The organism is Vibrio sp. 2134-1, from assembly GCF_033339495.1.
Window position 1 is genome coordinate 212306 of the sequence record NZ_JAWOUS010000004.1, and the last position, 17482, is coordinate 229787.

Here is a 17482-nt window from a genome sequence, read left to right on the forward strand (position 1 = left end):
CGCGCCAAATCACAAATTTGCACCATTATGACTTCAATAAAAAACGCAGAACTTGGTTGGAACGAAGCTGGTACTCCGGTTTCAGACCAATTTGATGATGTTTACTTCTCTAACGTAAACGGTCTTGAAGAGACACGCTACGTTTTCTTAAAACAAAATCATCTCCCAGAAAGATGGCAGGAATTTGACCAAAGACGTTTTGTCATTGGTGAAACAGGATTTGGCACGGGATTAAACTTCTTAGCAGTATGCCAGTGGTTTAGTGAGTTTCGTCGTCAGCATCCGGACGCAACATTGAAAGAGCTGCATTTTATTAGCTTTGAAAAATACCCATTAAGCAAAGCCGATTTAAAGAAGGCGCATGAAGCTTGGCCTGAGCTAGCTGAATACGCGGAAAAGTTACAAAAGCACTACCCTGCCGCTGTGCCGGAGTGTCATCGCATTGTTTTAGAAGACGGCGCAATCACACTCGACCTTTGGTTTGGTGACATTAAAGACTGCATGCCGCAAGTCCCATACAACGAACAAGGTTTGATTGATGCTTGGTTCTTAGATGGATTCGCGCCAAGCAAAAACCCAGAAATGTGGAACCAAGGCCTGTTCAACAACATGGCAAAGCTAGCCAAGCAAGATTGTACAGTTGCCACGTTTACCGCAGCAGGCTTTGTACGTCGTGGTTTGAACGAAGCTGGCTTTACAATGAAAAAGGTGAAAGGTTTCGGCACTAAGCGAGAAATGATCGCCGGCTCTATGGAGCAACGTGAAAAGCAATCGAACCATCTCCCTTGGTTCAATCGCTCAGCATCTAGCAATCTTGATTCGATTGCCATCATTGGTGGTGGTATAGCTAGCGCGGCGTTAGCGAAAACGTTAGTTCGTCGTGGCCAAAACGTCACCCTTTACTGTAAAGACAAACAACCAGCCAAAGGAGCTTCAGGCAATCGACAAGGAGCCGTTTATCCACTGCTTAATGGCCCGCACACGGGCGTTTCGCGTGTGTTTGCTCCTGCATTTTTGTTCGCACGTCAGTTTGTTGAACAAGCAGCACAAGAGATCGATTTTGATCATGACTGGTGTGGCGTAACTCAGTTGATGTGGGATGACAAATCCACAGACAAACTGGAGAAAATGCTTGCGGGTAACTTCACTCCAGAGCTCATTCAAAAGCTGTCCGCCGAGGAAACTGCGAACACTATCGGGTTACCTATTGATATGGCGTCTGTGCACTACCCAATGGGAGGGTGGCTGTGCCCTGCCGAGTTAACTCGCGGGTTAATTAAACAATTGGAGAAGACGTCGTTACTCTCAACGAAGTTTGAACATCTTGTTGAGGCATTAGATTGGGATGAAAAGCGTCAGCTCTGGCTACTAACGGCGAGTGGTCAAACATTTGAGCACTCAACGGTTGTAATTGCGAACGGCCATGAGTTCCAGACATTGAGTCAAACCGCTTCCCTACCAATGGGACAAGTGAAAGGACAAGTCAGTCATGCGCCAGCAACCGAAACGCTGAGTCAGCTGAAAACGGTGTTGTGTTACGACGGTTACATGACACCTGTTAACCCAAGTAATCAACACTTGTGTATCGGTGCAAGCTACGACCGCAGTCACCTTGACTACGAATTTGATGAAAACGCCCAAAAAGATAATGCGGAAAAGCTAGTGAAATGTGTACCGAATCAAACATGGGCAAAAGAGGTAGATATCACTGGTAATCAATCTCGCCAAGGTATTCGTTGTGTTAGCCGAGATCACTTACCATTTGTCGGAAATGTGGGTGACTTTGAGACGATCAAAACGCAATACGCCAACTTACAAAATCAAAAAGAAGAAGAGGTAGAAACCATTCATCAGTACCCTAACCTATTCTGCTTCTTAGGTTTAGGGTCTCGTGGACTGAGCTCTGCACCATTATTAGCTGAAGTGTTAGCCTCCCAGATCTGTGGGGACCCGCTGCCATTACCTGTTGATGTATTGACCGAACTTCACCCAAGTCGAATGTGGGTTCGTAAACTAAGAAAAGGCAAAGCCATTACCGAGCTGTAAGAGTATTCTCTCGTTTTAATTCCCGACACAGATACGTGTCGGGAATCGCTAACTCATTAAGTCGCTCGTACTGAGATTACTTCAGCAGTGCAACTGCCTGTTTCACTTGCTCTGCCACTTCTGGGTTTACAACCTTACCCGATTCCACGTCAAAATTTTCGTAGAAGCTCGGCACAGATAACGATGCCTTTACATCCGCGCCAAAAAATTGTGCAGAACCTGTCGCCGCCGCAAGAACACTTTGTGCACCACCGGGACCTGGGGAAGTTGCTAAATAAACGACAGGTTTGTTTTGAAATACATTACGCTCAATGCGCGTCGCCCAATCGAACAAGTTTTTATAGGCCGCTGGGTACGAACCGTTGTGCTCTGCGAAGGAAACAACGAGAGCGTCAGCCTCCGCCAAGTCACGTAAAAACGCGACAGCCCCTTCAGCTTGACCTATTTCTTTCTCTTTGTCCTCGCTAAACATTGGCGCTTGATAATCGTTTAAGTCTAGAACATTCACTTGAGCGCCTTCGACTTGGTTTGCTGCGTATGTAGCAAGTAGTTTGTTGATTGAGGTAGAGCTGGTAGATGCACCAAATGCGACAATTTTCATGGTTGTAATCCTTTGTTCACGTTTTATGCTGATCAGAATAAAAGTTGAACTGTTTCGCTACAACCACAAAAATTTTATGGAGAGGTTCGAATTTTTCGAAGTAGTAAATGACTAGGATTAAATAAAGGGAAAACGCTGCTTGGGGATTAAGCCTGAGCCTGGAGCTCTTGCCACAAATCACTGACAATCACGCGATCGGCCGGGCTTAACTCGGTACGCGCATCTTCTAAGCTGCTCTCAATGCGTGACTTCAGCTCAGTAATATCGCTAATCCCTTCTTCTTCACAAGACGCCGCGGATAAAGAGATGTGACCACGTAAATAACCACCAGCAAACAATTCATCGTCAGATGCTGTTTCAATTCGAGCATCAATCAGTTCCAGTAGTTTTTCTTCAAATTCAATAATCATGGTGTATCTCTGAGGTTATTAGTGGTTATTTAACGCAAAAGTCCGACGCTTCCAGTGGCTTAGTTTGATAAAATGCGCGCAGGGCATCAGAAAGCATTTTCACTCGCAAAGGCAAGCCAACGTCCAAAATACCTAGCACTTCTTTATGCACTTTTTTCATAAAGCCGAGCCTATCTGGTTCAAAATCGCCGTGTAGATTGTCACAACTCACCGTAAAAGGGAAGCCAGCGCTTTGTGCCAGAATCCATTCATAAGCTTGAGGTCGCACTTCAACTTTCTCAAACTCCGCTTGAACTTCTGCTGTTCGCCCATCGGGTTCATACCAATAGCCAAAATCTTCCAGCAAACGACGCTCTGGACCAGCCACACACCAATGCGAGATCTCGTGTAAAGCAGAGGCGTAAAAACCCCGAGCAAAAATAATCCGATGATGAGGGTGTTCATCATCAGCAGGAAGATAAATAGGCTCATCACCACCTAACTCTAATTTCGTATTAAATTGTTCTAAAAAGGTGTCATTAAAAATGGTGATTAAGTCTTGGTATTCGTGGGTCATCGTCGAGTTTGTACTTCAGTTTGACATGCGCTGCATATTGTCGCTGTTTTTAGCTATGAGGTAAAGGCAACCCCACATTTTTGGTTATTAGTTGAATTTATCTGAACATCGCTTTCTCCATACAATTTCTCATTCGTCAGCGTACTTATTTACCACTACACTCTCGCCTTATTTTGATGCCGTTCAAACCGCTATTTTTAAGCCGTTTGATTACAAACATGTTGCTGGTTTTAATCACTTTTTAAGAGAGATAGAACCGTTTGTAAGTGTTGTTACTTCGCCTACGCTGATTCTCGTAGAACGTAGTGACTTTTTACGTTGAGTGTTTCCCTATGTTGCTAAGTGTGTTGTATATCATTGGTATCACGGCTGAAGCCATGACAGGTGCGTTAAGTGCTGGTAGAAGAAAGATGGACTGGTTTGGTGTTATGTTGGTGGCCAGCGCAACGGCCATTGGTGGTGGCACCGTACGTGACATTCTATTAGGCCACTACCCTCTTGGTTGGGTAAAAAACCCAGAGTTCCTTGCAATTACGTGTGTTGCAGGTGTGCTAACAACAGGTTTAGCGAAATGGGTGATTAAGCTGAAAGGTCTGTTCATTCGCCTCGATGCATTAGGTTTAATCGTGTTTAGTATCATCGGAACAAAAATTGCGATGGGCATGGGCTTGCACCCTGGTATTTGTATGGTTTCAGCGTTAGTAACTGGTGTATTCGGTGGGCTACTTCGCGACTTAATCTGTCGCCAAACACCATTGGTACTGCATGAAGAGCTTTACGCTTCTGTCGCTCTTATCGCATCAGGAATGTACTTAGCGCTATTAGAATTCAATGTTCCCGATGTCACTGCCACTATTATTACACTGGTTACTGGTTACATGTTGCGTATGGCTGCGGTACGCTTTAAGTGGCGCCTGCCTTCTTTCCATTTGGAAACCGAAGGCTCGATTCATTAAGCAAAAACTACTTAAACAAAAAAGGTTGCCTGATAAAATTGTGCCACCCGCGATTCAGTGAGTGGCGTAATTTTATATTCAGTCATCCTGAACAGCGACGAAGGAGCATGATTCAGGATCTATTATCCGAGCACTCTGTTGTCAGAGATGTTTCTTTCTCTTTTCATCGTGCTGAAATTAGATTCCTAGTCTCGCTATAGCTCGCTGGAATGACACAAAGCTCTTAAATCTTCGGTGTTTCAGTTGTTACGCCATGGTTTTGACCACGGTGGCGTAGTAAATGATCCATCACCACAATAGCCAGCATCGCTTCTGCGATAGGCACAGCACGAATACCCACACATGGGTCATGACGACCTTTGGTGATCAACTGAGTTGGTTCACCTTCTTTTGTGATGGTCTCACCCGGCACAGTGATACTTGATGTTGGCTTAAGCGCAATGTTTGCGACAATGTCTTGACCAGTCGAGATACCACCAAGAATGCCACCCGCATGATTACTACCAAAACCTTCAGGAGCAAGCGTATCACGGTGCTGACTGCCTTTTTGGTTTACCACCTCGAAACCGTCTCCGATTTCCACGCCTTTCACCGCGTTGATGCTCATTAGTGCGTGCGCGATGTCTGCATCCAAACGGTCAAATACGGGTTCCCCAAGACCAACAGGCACGTTAGTTGCCACAACCTGGATTTTTGCGCCAATAGAGTCGCCTTCTTTTTTCAGGTCACGGATAAGTTGGTCAAATGCTTCTACTTTGTCAGCATCAGGGCAGAAGAATGCATTGTTCTCGATTTCGCTCCAATCTACCTTGTCGATAGATACATCACCCATTTGTGACAAGTAAGCACGAATCTCAACACCAAACTCATCTTTTAAGTATTTCTTCGCGATTGCACCAGCCGCCACACGCATTGCGGTTTCACGAGCTGAAGAACGGCCGCCACCGCGATAGTCGCGGATGCCATATTTTTGGTGGTAAGTGTAATCAGCATGACCCGGTCTGAACTTATCTTTGATGTCAGAGTAGTCTTTTGAGCGCTGGTCGGTGTTTTCAATTAGCAAACCGATCGATGTGCCCGTGGTTTTGCCTTCAAAAACGCCAGAAAGAATTTTAACTTCATCCGGTTCACGACGTTGTGTGGTGTAACGTGATGTGCCTGGACGACGGCGGTCGAGATCGATTTGTAGATCTGCTTCTGTAATTTCCAACCCCGGAGGACATCCGTCTACGATACATCCCAGTGCGATACCGTGACTTTCCCCGAATGTCGTCACTCGGAAATGTTGTCCGATACTGTTTCCTGCCATTACTTCCTCAAGTTTTTTATCGCCACGCTCTCTCAAAACAGAGCATAGCTGCTTTCCAATTCTTCGTGGATTCATAGTGGCTTTATTACGTTTTGATGTAAAGAGTTAATATCGGCGAGGTATGCATAAAAAAACACCGAGCATAAAGCTCGGTGTTTTAATGTTTAGTGCAAGACTCTATTAGTCTTTGTACAGTTTAAACTCTTCTGCACACTCAACCAGCTGGTCACGCGTTAGCATAAATACGCCATGACCGCCGTTCTCGAACTCAATCCAAGTAAATGGAATCTCTGGGTACTGTTCCATCATATGAATCATTGAGTTTCCGACTTCACAAATAAGAATGCCGTTATCTGTTAGATAATCTGGCGCGTTAGCAAGAATACGACGCACTAGTTTTAGACCATCCGTACCCGCGGCTAAACCAAGCTCAGGCTCATGCGTGAACTCATCTGGCAGGCTGTTCATGTCTTCTTCATCCACATATGGTGGGTTGGACACGATTAGATTGTATTTCTCTTTTGGAAGATCACGGAACAAATCAGAGCGAATTGGGAACACTTGCTGCTCCATACCGTGATCTTGTACGTTTTGCTCAGCCACTTGTAGAGCATCTGTAGAGATGTCGATCGCATCCACTTCTGCTTCAGGGAAAGCGTGCGCACAAGCAATCGCAATACAACCAGAACCCGTACATAGGTCCATGATGCGCGTAGGTTCTTCCACCAACCAAGGTTGGAATTCCGCTTGAATCAATTCGCCGATAGGAGAGCGTGGCACAAGTACACGCTCATCAACGAAGAACTCAAGACCGCAGAACCATGCTTTGTTTGTTAGGTATGCTGTTGGCGTACGCTCGTTGATGCGTTTTACTACGCGCTCAACAATACGCAGACGCTCGCTTGTCGTTAGGCGAGAGTTCAATACGTGCGGAGGCACATCAATCGGCAAGTATAAGGTTGGCAGGATAAGCTGAACAGCTTCATCCCACGCATTATCAGTACCATGACCGTAAAACAGGTTCGCTGCATTAAAGCGGCTTACCGTCCAACGAATCATATCTTGAAGGGTATGCAGTTCCGATACCGCTTCTTCTACAAAAATCTTATCCAAAATTGCCTCCGAAAAGCGCTACAATACTGCCAATAAAGTTTATTAATGAAATTGTTTACCTAATGAGCAAAAAAGACACCGAGAACGATGACGATTTCGCCTTGTTTCAGGAAGCAGTACAGGGCGTAAAAAAGTTGCGACAGGATACCATAATCCAGCAACCAAAAAAAAATACTAAGCAAAAAGAAATCAAGCGCTCCAACCGTGAAGCGAGTGACTCTGAATTTTACTTTTCAGATGAGTTTGTCCCTCTATTAAACGATGAAGGTCCAACTCGTTATGCACGTGACGACGTCTCCACTTATGAAGTCAAACGTCTACGTCGTGGCGTGTATGTACCGGACGTGTTCCTCGATATGCACGGCATGACACAGCAAGAAGCAAAACGCGAGCTTGGTGCGATGATAGCCTATTGCATCAAAAACGAGATTCATTGTGCGTGTGTGCAACATGGTATTGGGAAACACATCCTGAAACAGAAAGCCCCACTTTGGTTAGCACAGCATCCTGACGTTATGGCTTTTCACCAAGCGCCACTAGAATTTGGTGGTGATGGTGCGTTGTTAGTGTTGCTTTCAATTCCTGAAAAGTAACAGGCTTACCGTAGACACGATGAAACGAAAAGGCAGGGATCTCCTGCCTTTCTTATTCTGTCTCTAATTTGCAAACGCTTATTTTGGTTTAGACACTTATGGCGTAATATGCCATAGCACTTCACCATTTTGTGTTTGTAAATCATATTCAATGCACACTAGGCCTGATGTAGGAAACATCGGAGGTGTCATGTCTTTTACAAACTCTGAAGTCAGATAACCGACCAAAGGCAAATGCGATACGAACAAAAGCGAGTCCAATTGTTCGACTTCGATTAACGCACTTGCGAAATCGAAGACATGCTCGGACTGGCCATAAGGTGTAATATCTTCACAAGTTTCAATGCTTTTTGCAGAGAAATACGCACTGATCTCTTGCCAAGTTTGTTGAGCTCTAATGTACGGACTCACCAACACTTTATCGAATTGCGCAAAACCCTGTTCTTTACAGGCTCTCGCAACCGCTTCTGATTCGACTCTGCCTCTTGGGGTCAATTGTCGTGCTGCGTCTGAATCTGCAAAATGCTCGGCTTCACCGTGACGCATGATGAATATTTTCATGTTATTTCCTAGGGATAGCTAACGCTACCAAAAGGTTGACTGCTATCTTTATTAGATAGACGGGGCTAACTTTAACAATGACGAAACAAAAATACTGATATAATTATCTGTTCATTATACCAATTCGCTTGTTAAAGATAGCGACTTTCTTAACAATCTATTAAAAGAATGTACTCAGTTCATCACACTATTTAACTGTGCAATGAGTTCAGAGCATTCACTCAAACAGTTCTTCCCCATACGCAAACGCGATGGGCCTGTGCAGAAGTCTACGAATAACAAAAATACGGCAAGCAGTATTTGTCGAAACGCAAACTTTGCGCCCCCCGCGAGGGGAGCCTAAATTACTGTAATGCGAAATCTGGAGACGCATCGTGCATCTAAGTCCTAACGATTCAAATCAATACCGCTACATTACCTTGAGCAATGAACTGCGTGTACTGCTGATTCATTCCGATACAGCTCAACAGTCGGCAGCTGCTCTGGCAGTGAACGTTGGACACTTCGACGACCCAAACGATCGCCAAGGTCTGGCACACTATTTAGAACACATGCTTTTTTTGGGTACGGAAAAATACCCTAAAGTGGGCGAGTTTCAAAGCTATATTAGCCAACACGGTGGAACAAACAACGCTTGGACTGGTACAGAGCACACTTGTTTCTTTTTCAATATTGCTCCAAATGCCTTTGAAAGTGCCTTAGATCGATTTAGCCAATTTTTTACCGCACCTTTGTTTAACGAAGAAGCATTAGACAAAGAACGCCAGGCTGTCGACTCCGAATACAAGCTCAAACTCAATGATGATTCTCGTCGCCTGTATCAAGTTAACAAAGAAGTCATCAATCCAGAGCACCCGTTTTCAAAATTCTCTGTCGGAAACTTAGATACTCTTGGCGACCGAGATGGTAAATCCATCCGCGACGAAATTGTGGAGTTTCACCACTCTCAGTATTCCGCCGATTTGATGACACTGACTCTATTTGGGCCACAGTCGCTCGATGAACAGCAAGCTTGGGTAGAAACCATGTTTGCTGACATCCCAAATCACCACCTTCGTGGAAAATCGATTGATGTACCGATAGGCACTGAGGAAAGCACGGGCATTTTGGTTCAAGTCGAGCCGCTCAAAGAGTTCCGTAAACTGATTCTCACATTCCCCATGCCGGGAATGGATGCGCATTATAGCGTGAAGCCACTCTCCTACTTTGCTCACCTGTTGGGTTATGAAGGAGAAGGCAGTTTGATGCTTCAACTCAAAGAAAAAGGCTGGATTACCTCTCTCTCAGCGGGCGGCGGCGCGAGTGGCAGTAACTACCGAGACTTTACCGTAAGCTGCACCCTGACGCCAAACGGCTTAGATCATGTTGATGATATCGTTCAAGCGGTTTTTCAATACCTCTCGATGATCAAACAAGACGGGTTAGATGAATGGCGCTATCTCGAAAAACAAGCGGTATTAGAATCGGCTTTCCGCTTCCAAGAGCCATCGCGCCCAATGGATCTCGTCAGCCATCTGGTGATCAACATGCAGCACTATCAACCGGAAGACACGGTTTATGGTGACTACAAAATGGCGGGCTACGATGAGGAGTTACAGCGTTCATTGCTGCGATACTTAACCATCGATAATGTACGCGTCACTTTGATTGCTAAAGGCCTGGAATACAACCGTACTGCCGAATGGTACTTTACCCCGTACTCCGTCACACCTTTTAGTGAAGACCAACGTCGTTTCTATCAACAAATCGACCCAAGCTGGCAATTCGTCTTACCGGAAAAGAACCCTTATATTTGCTACGATCTCGACCCCATGCCACTCGAAAATGGTGATTCACTGCCAGAGTTGATTGAGGATCTCGAAGGGTTTCGGCTGTGGCATTTGCAAGATGACGAATTTCGCGTGCCTAAAGGTGTCGTTTATGTCGCTATCGACAGCTCTCATGCCGTTGCATCACCAAAGAACATCGTCAAAACGCGCTTATGTGTAGAGATGTTCCTCGATTCGCTAGCAAAAGAAACCTATCAAGCAGAAATCGCAGGGATGGGTTACAACATGTACGCTCACCAAGGTGGCGTGACCTTAACCCTCTCAGGGTTCAGTCAAAAGCTGCCTCAGTTGCTAGAAATGATTCTGCACCGTTTTGCTTCTCGAGATTTCAGCCCTGCTCGCTTTGAAACCATCAAACAACAACTGTTACGAAACTGGAGAAATGCTTCACAAGATCGCCCTATTTCGCAGCTGTTTAACGCACTTACTGGGTTACTTCAACCCAATAACCCGCCTTTCGCAACCTTAGTCGAAGCGCTAGAAGAAATCGAAGTCGATGAACTCTCGGTATTCGTAGAATCCATTCTTGCAGAACTGCACGTTGAAATGTTTGTTTACGGAGACTGGCAACGCCAGCAAGCCCATGACATGGCAACGACTTTAAAAGATGCTCTAAGAGTTAACGAGCAACGTTATGAAGAAGCACTTCGTCCGCTCATTATGCTAGGTAAAAATGGCAGTTTTCAACGTGAGGTGCATTGTAATCAGCAAGATTCCGCGGTCGTTATTTACCACCAGTGCGAGGATATTGAGCCTCGCAGTATCGCGCTATACTCATTGGCCAATCACCTTATGTCGGCAACGTTTTTCCACGAAATCCGTACCAAGCAGCAATTAGGTTACATGGTAGGCACTGGCAATATGCCGCTAAATCGTCACCCTGGTATTGTACTGTATGTGCAGTCACCTAATGCAGCACCTGCCGAGCTGGTTACCTCAATCGATGAGTTTTTAAATGCCTTTTATATGGTGCTGTTAGAGTTAAACGATTACCAATGGCACAGCAGTAAGCGCGGCTTGTGGAACCAAATAGCAACGCCGGACACCACACTTCGAGGTCGGGCTCAACGTCTTTGGGTTGCGATAGGAAACAAAGACACTGAGTTTAACCAACGTGACAAGGTACTGGCGGAGTTGAAGAAGCTGACGCGCGCAGACATGATTCGCTTCGTTGTGAACGAATTGAAACCTCGTACTGCAAATCGTTTGATCATGCACTCTCAAGGTCAAGCGCATTCGGAGGCTCCGCGCATCCATCTAGGACAAGAAATAGGATCGATTGAAGAGTTCCAACTTCGGCCAAAAGATTGCGGCTTGGGGTGATCTAGTTGCGCAGAAATAAAATTGTCGATTACTAGAATGAACCTACAAACCCATGAGGTTGTCGGTCTCATAGATTGAATCGGCACCATAATTGGCAGAAAATTGAAATTACGCCATTGCGGCTTATGCTCTAATTACCGCACTAAAAATAACTTAATGAGGTAATCATGAAAAAAGCACTTTTACTTGTGGCTCTTATACTGCCATTGGCATCTGCTCACGCTGAAATCTCAGTCAAAGGCGATGGCTTCGAATTAAGTGACGACTGTGTGCGCCTTAGCGGAGACAATGTATCCATCAAATCAGATGATTGCTCTTCAAAGCAGTGGAATGATAAAGACAAAAAAGGTAACAGCAGCGTTCACGGGGACGACAACCCAGGTAAAGGCCACAATAAAGATAAGAAAGACAAGAAGAAGTAACCATTTCTTCTTTATGAAAAAGGCTTGCCACTGGCAAGCCTTTTTCTCTACCGCAGCAACGTTTAATAGAACGTTGTCCCTTCACCAGCTCGAGTAAGCAAACCATCACATGGCGCGTAACGATCGCCATACTTCGATGCAAACTCATTCATTTTCTCTACGAGCTCTTTAATGCCAAATTGGTCCATGTAACGGAACGGACCACCCAAGAACGGTGGGAAACCAATACCAAATATCGCGCCAATATCACCGTCACGTGGCGAGCGAATGATACCATCATCCAAACAACGTACCGCTTCATTCAACATTGGCAGCACACAGCGCAACGCAATATCGTTATCGCTTAGCTTAGATTCAGGGTCGAGCTTAAGCAGTTTGTAAACTGATTTGTCGACATCTTTCTTCTTGCCCTTGTAAGTGTAAAAGCCCTTACCACTCTTGCGCCCTTTACGTCCATCATTTAACAAGATATCAAACACATCCGGGCCTTTGAATCGGTCACCTAACTCATTAACCAGAATCGGCATAATTTTCGCGCCAATGTCGACACCGACTTCATCCAGTAAGGTAATCGGGCCAACAGGGAAACCAAAGTCAAGCAACGCCGTATCAATCTTTTCGATCGGTTCGTTAGCCAGCAGAATATGCGCCGCTTCGTTCATGTATGGCGCAAGAATGCGGTTCACGTAAAAGCCCGCTTTGTCTTTCACTACGATCGGGGTTTTACCTTGCTTCTTAGCAAGTGCAACAACTGTTGAAACGGTTTCATCTGACGTCGTTTCATGCGGAATCACTTCCACCAAAGGCATTTTTTCTACTGGGCTGAAGTAATGCAAACCAACTACGTTTTCTGGACGCTCTGCTTTTTCTGCAATTTTGTGGATAGGCAACGAAGAAGTATTGGTCGCAAAGATAGTTTCTGTCTTAGCGTTCGCTTCAATGTCCGCCACCATTTTTTGCTTAAGATCTAAGTCTTCAAAAACGGCTTCAATTACGACATCAATATGATTAAAACTGGTAAAATCGACACCACCAGACAGTTGCAGCATTTTCGCTTGCAGATCGGCCTTGGATAGAATGCGACGTTTGCGCTGTTTCTCAAATAACTTGTAGTTGTAGTTGAGCGCGTTTAAAACGCCATCGTTGCTAACGTCTTTGATGCGAACAGGTACTTTTGCTTTTGCAACAGACACATGGCTGATTCCGGCGCCCATCAGACCACCACCAAGCACACCAACTTTATGAACTGGTGCTGGTTTCGCATCCGTGCCATTTTCTTTCTTCATTTCTGTTGTGGCAAAGAAGATCGAACGGAGCGCTTTTGACTCTGAGCTCATCACAAGCTCACCGAAGCGCTTCGCTTCAAGTTCTTGACCTTTAGCGAAGCCTTTCTCTAAGCCATGTTGAATAACTTCTAGAATTGCAACCGTTGCTGGATAGTTACCGCGAGTTTTTTGATTCGTTTTCTTCGCAGCTTGCTCAAATACAAACTTGCGCCCTAGCCCGCTACCAGACATCACCTTTTCTTTCGTCGATAGCTTTTTCGTGCCCTTGTTTTTACCTTTGTCGATAAACTGTTTTGCTACGTCGAGCAAAATGGTGTCAGGCACACAGGCGTCCACAACGCCCAATTTTTTAGCTTTCTTCGCACGAAGTTGTTTACCCGTCAGGATTAAGTCCAACGACGGTAACAGGCCAATCAAACGTGGCAGACGCTGAGTACCACCAGAACCTGGCAATAAACCAAGTTGTACTTCTGGCAGACCTAAACGCGTTTTGTCAGAATCCGTACAAACACGATAATCACATGCAAGAGCCAGTTCTAAACCACCGCCCAAACATGGGCCATGAATAGCCGCAACGACAGGATAAGGTAAGTCCGATAGCTGCTGTAACAACTCCTGACCTTGCCTTGCTAAGGCTTCCGCTTCACTTGCTGTGGTGCATGCTTCTAGCATTCGAACATCAGCACCCGCAACAAAATTGTCCGGTTTTAGGGAGTGGATGATCATCCCTTTAATACCACTGGAGTCTTTTAGCTGAGCAAAAATTTCTTTCATTTCGTCAGCAAAAGCCGCCTGCAGCGTATTCATTTTTTCATTAGGAACATCGATGGCTAACCAAGCAATATTTTGCTCATCAACCTTTAGACTAAATGCTTTTTGCTCGCTCATTACTCAACCTCCAGAATCATTGCCGCACCAAGACCACCAGCAGCACATGCAGTATTCAATGCAATACCACCGCCACGGCGTTTTAGCTCTCGTAGGGTTTGCGTCATCATACGCGCACCAGTCGCAGCAAATGGGTGACCATAAGCAATTGATCCGCCAAGCACGTTGAACTTATCCATGTCAATTTCACCAATCGCTTTTGAGCGACCAAGGTTTTCTTGAGCAAACTTATCGGAAGCAAACATCTTCACATTCGCCAATGCTTGAGCAGCAAAGGCCTCGTGCATGTCGATCAACGTCAGGTCTGACAGTTCCAAGCCTGTATTTTCAAGCACTTTCGCTGTGGCATAAGTCGGCCCCATCAGCATGTCCTTTTCCACGCCGATAGCAGAGAATGCATAACCTCGGATGTAACCAAGGATCTCCATTCCGAGCTCTTTCGCTTTACCTTCTCGCATCAACATCACTGCCGCACCACCATCAGTCAATGGCGTACTGTTCGCTGCCGTAACACTGCCATACTGACGATCAAACGCAGGTCGCAATTTCGCGTATCCCTCAACCGTTGAGTCATGACGGATATTGTTGTCTTCCGAAATCCATTTTTTGTATGGTTCAGGGAAAGCCGTCATCACTTCATCTTGGATTTTTCCTTCTTTCCAAGCCTGAGAAGCCAGCGTATGAGAACGATGTGCAAGCGCATCCTGTTCTGCGCGAGAAATACCATGTGTTTTAGCCATTTGCTCTGCAGTTTGTCCCATGGATAAACCCGTAGAGTACTCTGCTACTGCTGGTGGCACTGGCATCAGGTCTTTAAAGCTCAAGTTTTTGAGGATACTAAGCTTCTGACCCATTGTTTTTGTCTTACTAAGAGCAAGCAGATTAGCGGCCAGTTTCTTTGATACGCCAATAGGCAGGACGGAAGAAGAGTCTGCACCGCCAGCAATACCAATATCGATGGTTCCCGCCATGATGCTTTCTGCGACATTAACCGCCGCTTGAAAACTCGTCGCACACGCTCGAGTCACACTGTATGCATCAGTATGGATGTTCATACCAGTGCCTAACACGATTTCTCGTGCGATGTTTGGCGCTTCAGGCATTTGTACTACTTGTCCAAATACCACTTGTTCGATTAGCTTCGGATCAATATCTGTTCGAGCAAGCATTTCGCTTACTACCATTTTCCCTAAATCGACCGCTGGCACTTGGCTAAATTCCGTGCTTTGACGAGCAAAGGGAGTTCGAAGCCCCGCGACAATAGCGACACGCTCACCATTGCGTGTTTTTACTTCCTGCTTGCCCATTGTTTCTCCTTAAATACAAGAGGTCTGACCTGATGCATTGTAATGAATTTGTTAAATTTATCAAACGTGCGTTTAAATAAACGTGAAGCAAGTAGTTCAATTACTCTACTTCTTTGATTCTTATGCGATTACTAATGGTTAACTATAGAGAGTTAAAACGGTAAGAGGTATACGGAAAGTAAAATCGAAGCAAAAAAAAAACCACACATAACTGTGTGGTCGGAATATCTATAAAACAATTAACTTACGCCAATTGAAAAGTAATCAGTTTCCTGATTAGGAGAAAGTAAAGTCAGCCTTCAAAAGGAAGTGTCATCTTGCTCAACATGTTAGTCGCAATGACTAACGAGATGACAAGGTGTACTATAACCCCTTCACTGCTTGATATTTTGAAATAGATCAATTTTATAGTGATTTTACGAGTTTTAAGCTCACCTAGAGCGATTATTGATTCAAAATAATTCAAGAATCCACCATCAGAAGTCCCTTTTAATGCTCCATCGAGTGAACTTATCCAAGCCATTGATTACTAATGATGATATTGTTAACAATATATATCAATTCGTGTTCGATGATATCTGACATTTGCGTATACACTTTTAGGTAACCACATGGCTTATTGTGTCAAAGGGGTTGCATGACAAATCCTGCAACCAAAACCGCTAAGCGATGAAGCAAGTAAAGTCATGCTCAGAACAAATAAGAAACTCACAGAGCGAGGATGGAGGCTCCTGTGGCCATATTAAAAATGTTTGGAAAGAAAAATTCCAACAGTCCGGTCAACTCTGATATGGACAAGCAAAGAAAATACGAAGCGCTCGTCCGAGGGTATCATCGTGACTTGTACCGCTACGCATATTGGTTGTGCAAAGATAAAGCGGTCGCGGAAGATCTAGTTCAGGAAACCTGTCTTAGAGCTTGGAAGTCACTCGATAGCCTCCAAGACGAAAAAGCTGCCAAGTCTTGGCTCATCACAATATTGAGACGAGAAAATGCACGCCGCTTCGAACGTAAACAATTTGATTTAGTTGATATCGATGATTACGGCAATGATGCTAAAGTCAGCGATGACTCACATCATCAGCAAGAATGGCTGCAGGCACAGATCATGAAGCTCGATGTTGAATATCGTGAGCCTTTATTTCTCCAAGTTGTCGGTGGTTTCAGTGGAGAAGAAATTGGCGACATTCTTGATTTAAATAAAAACACAGTGATGACTCGACTATTTCGCGCTCGTAATCAACTTAAAGAGATGTTGGATTCTCAAGATACCAAGAGAGGACAAAAGAATGGATGATTTAGAATTTCGTCGTCGTATTTTGTCGGATCCAAAACAAAAGGATGAAGAGATTCTGCAAGCTTTAGCTGGTAGCGACGCCAACAATAAGTTTGTTGATGACGTTTTGGATCTCGATGTAAAAATTAAACAAGCCATGAATGTGGATGTACCCGAAGATCTCGCAGATAAGATTTTATTTAGCCAGACGTCGAGTGCACTTGATGAAGAGAAGGTCGTAAGACCAAACTTTGTCCGCAAAGCAATGGCACTTGCTGCTTCTATTGCGTTCACCGCAGGGTTATTAGTTGGTCAAGTAAACTGGGGAAATGTTTTGGTGTCTCCAGCACAAGCCAGTTTAGCGGATACCGCGATGAAACACGTTATTCATGAAGAACCGTTTGTTCGTCATCTTGATGAGGATGTACCGAGCTCGCAAATTAATGCGAAAATGTCGCCATTTCATTACCAGTTTAGTGAAAACTTTCCATATCACGTTTACTACCTAAACCACTGCGGTTTTGGTGAATCCAATGCGGTGCATATGGTGTTCCAAGGTCCAAAAGGTAAAGTAACGTTATTTATTACTGGTATTCCAAGCGAACAAAGTACCGACTTTAATAAGGATGGCATGACCGGAATCGTTCAGCCCGTCGGGAGTTCAAGCCTGATTTTAGTCGGGGAAGAAGGTGAAAATATTGATGCGCTCGCTACGACTCTTGCATCAATGATTAAGCCAATGTAACAACTTCGACGATTTCCAGCCTTCAAAAGGTTAAATGCCGCTAAATGATCTTATTTAGCGGCATTTTTGTATAAATAGAACACAAAACATTCACCACCCCTATCGCATTTAGAGCTTAAACTCTAAATTATGCATTTTAAGTGCAATTTCCCGTCTTTTAGACATCATTTCTGCAATTTTTATTCCATTTTATCCAATGGTCGGATTTGTCCAAGCAATTATTGATACTACTATCTGCGCCACTGAGCAAAAGCTCAATTT

15 protein-coding genes are annotated in these 17482 nt (G+C 44.7%); 7 read left to right on the top strand and 8 right to left on the bottom strand.

Annotation, left to right across the window (positions count from 1 at the left end):
* Nucleotides 1-27 precede the first annotated feature (27 nt).
* Nucleotides 28-2046 carry a bifunctional tRNA (5-methylaminomethyl-2-thiouridine)(34)-methyltransferase MnmD/FAD-dependent 5-carboxymethylaminomethyl-2-thiouridine(34) oxidoreductase MnmC gene (mnmC, locus tag R7R78_RS07530; protein WP_213908094.1) on the top strand — a complete coding sequence of 673 codons (2019 nt, stop codon included), beginning with the start codon at nucleotides 28-30 and terminating at the stop codon, nucleotides 2044-2046.
* A 76-nt stretch (nucleotides 2047-2122) separates the two neighbouring features.
* Here the strand turns inward: mnmC and R7R78_RS07535 are convergent, their stop codons facing one another.
* The 3 genes from R7R78_RS07535 to R7R78_RS07545 all read right to left on the bottom strand — a co-directional run bounded on the left by R7R78_RS07535 (nucleotide 2123) and on the right by R7R78_RS07545 (nucleotide 3613).
* Nucleotides 2123-2647, bottom strand: coding sequence for an NADPH-dependent FMN reductase (locus R7R78_RS07535; RefSeq protein WP_005380552.1), 525 nt, complete (start codon nucleotides 2645-2647; stop codon nucleotides 2123-2125).
* Between the two features lie 146 nt (nucleotides 2648-2793).
* Entirely contained in the window at nucleotides 2794-3057 is a 264-nt protein-coding gene (locus tag R7R78_RS07540; protein ID WP_005380548.1) for a YfcL family protein, read from the bottom strand.
* A 25-nt stretch (nucleotides 3058-3082) separates the two neighbouring features.
* Entirely contained in the window at nucleotides 3083-3613 is a 531-nt protein-coding gene (locus tag R7R78_RS07545) for an elongation factor P hydroxylase (protein WP_005380546.1), read from the bottom strand.
* Nucleotides 3614-3945: 332 nt separating this feature from the next.
* Here R7R78_RS07545 and R7R78_RS07550 point away from each other — a divergent pair, with 332 nt between their 5' ends.
* On the top strand, nucleotides 3946-4569 hold the full coding sequence (locus R7R78_RS07550; RefSeq protein ID WP_005380544.1) for a trimeric intracellular cation channel family protein: 624 nt from the start codon (nucleotides 3946-3948) through the stop codon (nucleotides 4567-4569).
* A 223-nt stretch (nucleotides 4570-4792) separates the two neighbouring features.
* Here R7R78_RS07550 and aroC read toward each other — a convergent pair whose 3' ends face one another.
* Entirely contained in the window at nucleotides 4793-5878 is a 1086-nt protein-coding gene (aroC, locus tag R7R78_RS07555; RefSeq protein WP_033907375.1) for a chorismate synthase, read from the bottom strand.
* A gap of 180 nt (nucleotides 5879-6058) precedes the next feature.
* Nucleotides 6059-6991, bottom strand: coding sequence for a 50S ribosomal protein L3 N(5)-glutamine methyltransferase (prmB, locus tag R7R78_RS07560; protein ID WP_005380541.1), 933 nt, complete (start codon nucleotides 6989-6991; stop codon nucleotides 6059-6061).
* A 62-nt stretch (nucleotides 6992-7053) separates the two neighbouring features.
* On the opposite strand from prmB, the gene smrB reads away from it, so the two are divergent.
* A complete protein-coding gene (gene smrB / locus R7R78_RS07565) occupies nucleotides 7054-7584 on the top strand; it encodes an endonuclease SmrB (protein WP_005380539.1) in 531 nt (176 codons plus the stop codon).
* A gap of 96 nt (nucleotides 7585-7680) precedes the next feature.
* On the opposite strand, the gene sixA is transcribed toward smrB, so the two are convergent.
* Nucleotides 7681-8145: a phosphohistidine phosphatase SixA gene (gene sixA / locus R7R78_RS07570; protein WP_005380537.1), complete on the bottom strand. Its 465-nt coding sequence runs from the start codon at nucleotides 8143-8145 to the stop codon at nucleotides 7681-7683.
* 374 nt (nucleotides 8146-8519) lie between these two features.
* Between sixA and R7R78_RS07575 the strand changes: the two genes are divergently transcribed.
* Together R7R78_RS07575 and R7R78_RS07580 are read left to right on the top strand one after the other, a co-directional pair.
* Nucleotides 8520-11297, top strand: coding sequence for an insulinase family protein (locus tag R7R78_RS07575; RefSeq protein ID WP_017635935.1), 2778 nt, complete (start codon nucleotides 8520-8522; stop codon nucleotides 11295-11297).
* A 167-nt stretch (nucleotides 11298-11464) separates the two neighbouring features.
* Nucleotides 11465-11719: a hypothetical protein gene (locus R7R78_RS07580; RefSeq protein WP_005384444.1), complete on the top strand. Its 255-nt coding sequence runs from the start codon at nucleotides 11465-11467 to the stop codon at nucleotides 11717-11719.
* 62 nt (nucleotides 11720-11781) lie between these two features.
* Here the strand turns inward: R7R78_RS07580 and fadJ are convergent, their stop codons facing one another.
* Nucleotides 11782-13893: a fatty acid oxidation complex subunit alpha FadJ gene (fadJ, locus tag R7R78_RS07585; protein WP_225473386.1), complete on the bottom strand. Its 2112-nt coding sequence runs from the start codon at nucleotides 13891-13893 to the stop codon at nucleotides 11782-11784.
* Nucleotides 13893-15200, bottom strand: a complete 1308-nt coding sequence (fadI, locus tag R7R78_RS07590; RefSeq protein WP_005384447.1) for an acetyl-CoA C-acyltransferase FadI — start codon at nucleotides 15198-15200, stop codon at nucleotides 13893-13895. Before fadI ends, fadJ begins: the two co-directional genes overlap by 1 nt.
* Before the next feature lie 721 nt (nucleotides 15201-15921).
* Here fadI and R7R78_RS07595 point away from each other — a divergent pair.
* A complete protein-coding gene (locus tag R7R78_RS07595; RefSeq protein ID WP_005380528.1) occupies nucleotides 15922-16497 on the top strand; it encodes a sigma-70 family RNA polymerase sigma factor in 576 nt (191 codons plus the stop codon).
* Nucleotides 16490-17221 carry a DUF3379 domain-containing protein gene (locus R7R78_RS07600; protein WP_025767180.1) on the top strand — a complete coding sequence of 244 codons (732 nt, stop codon included), beginning with the start codon at nucleotides 16490-16492 and terminating at the stop codon, nucleotides 17219-17221. The genes R7R78_RS07595 and R7R78_RS07600 overlap by 8 nt, the downstream gene beginning before the upstream one ends.
* Nucleotides 17222-17482 lie beyond the last annotated feature (261 nt).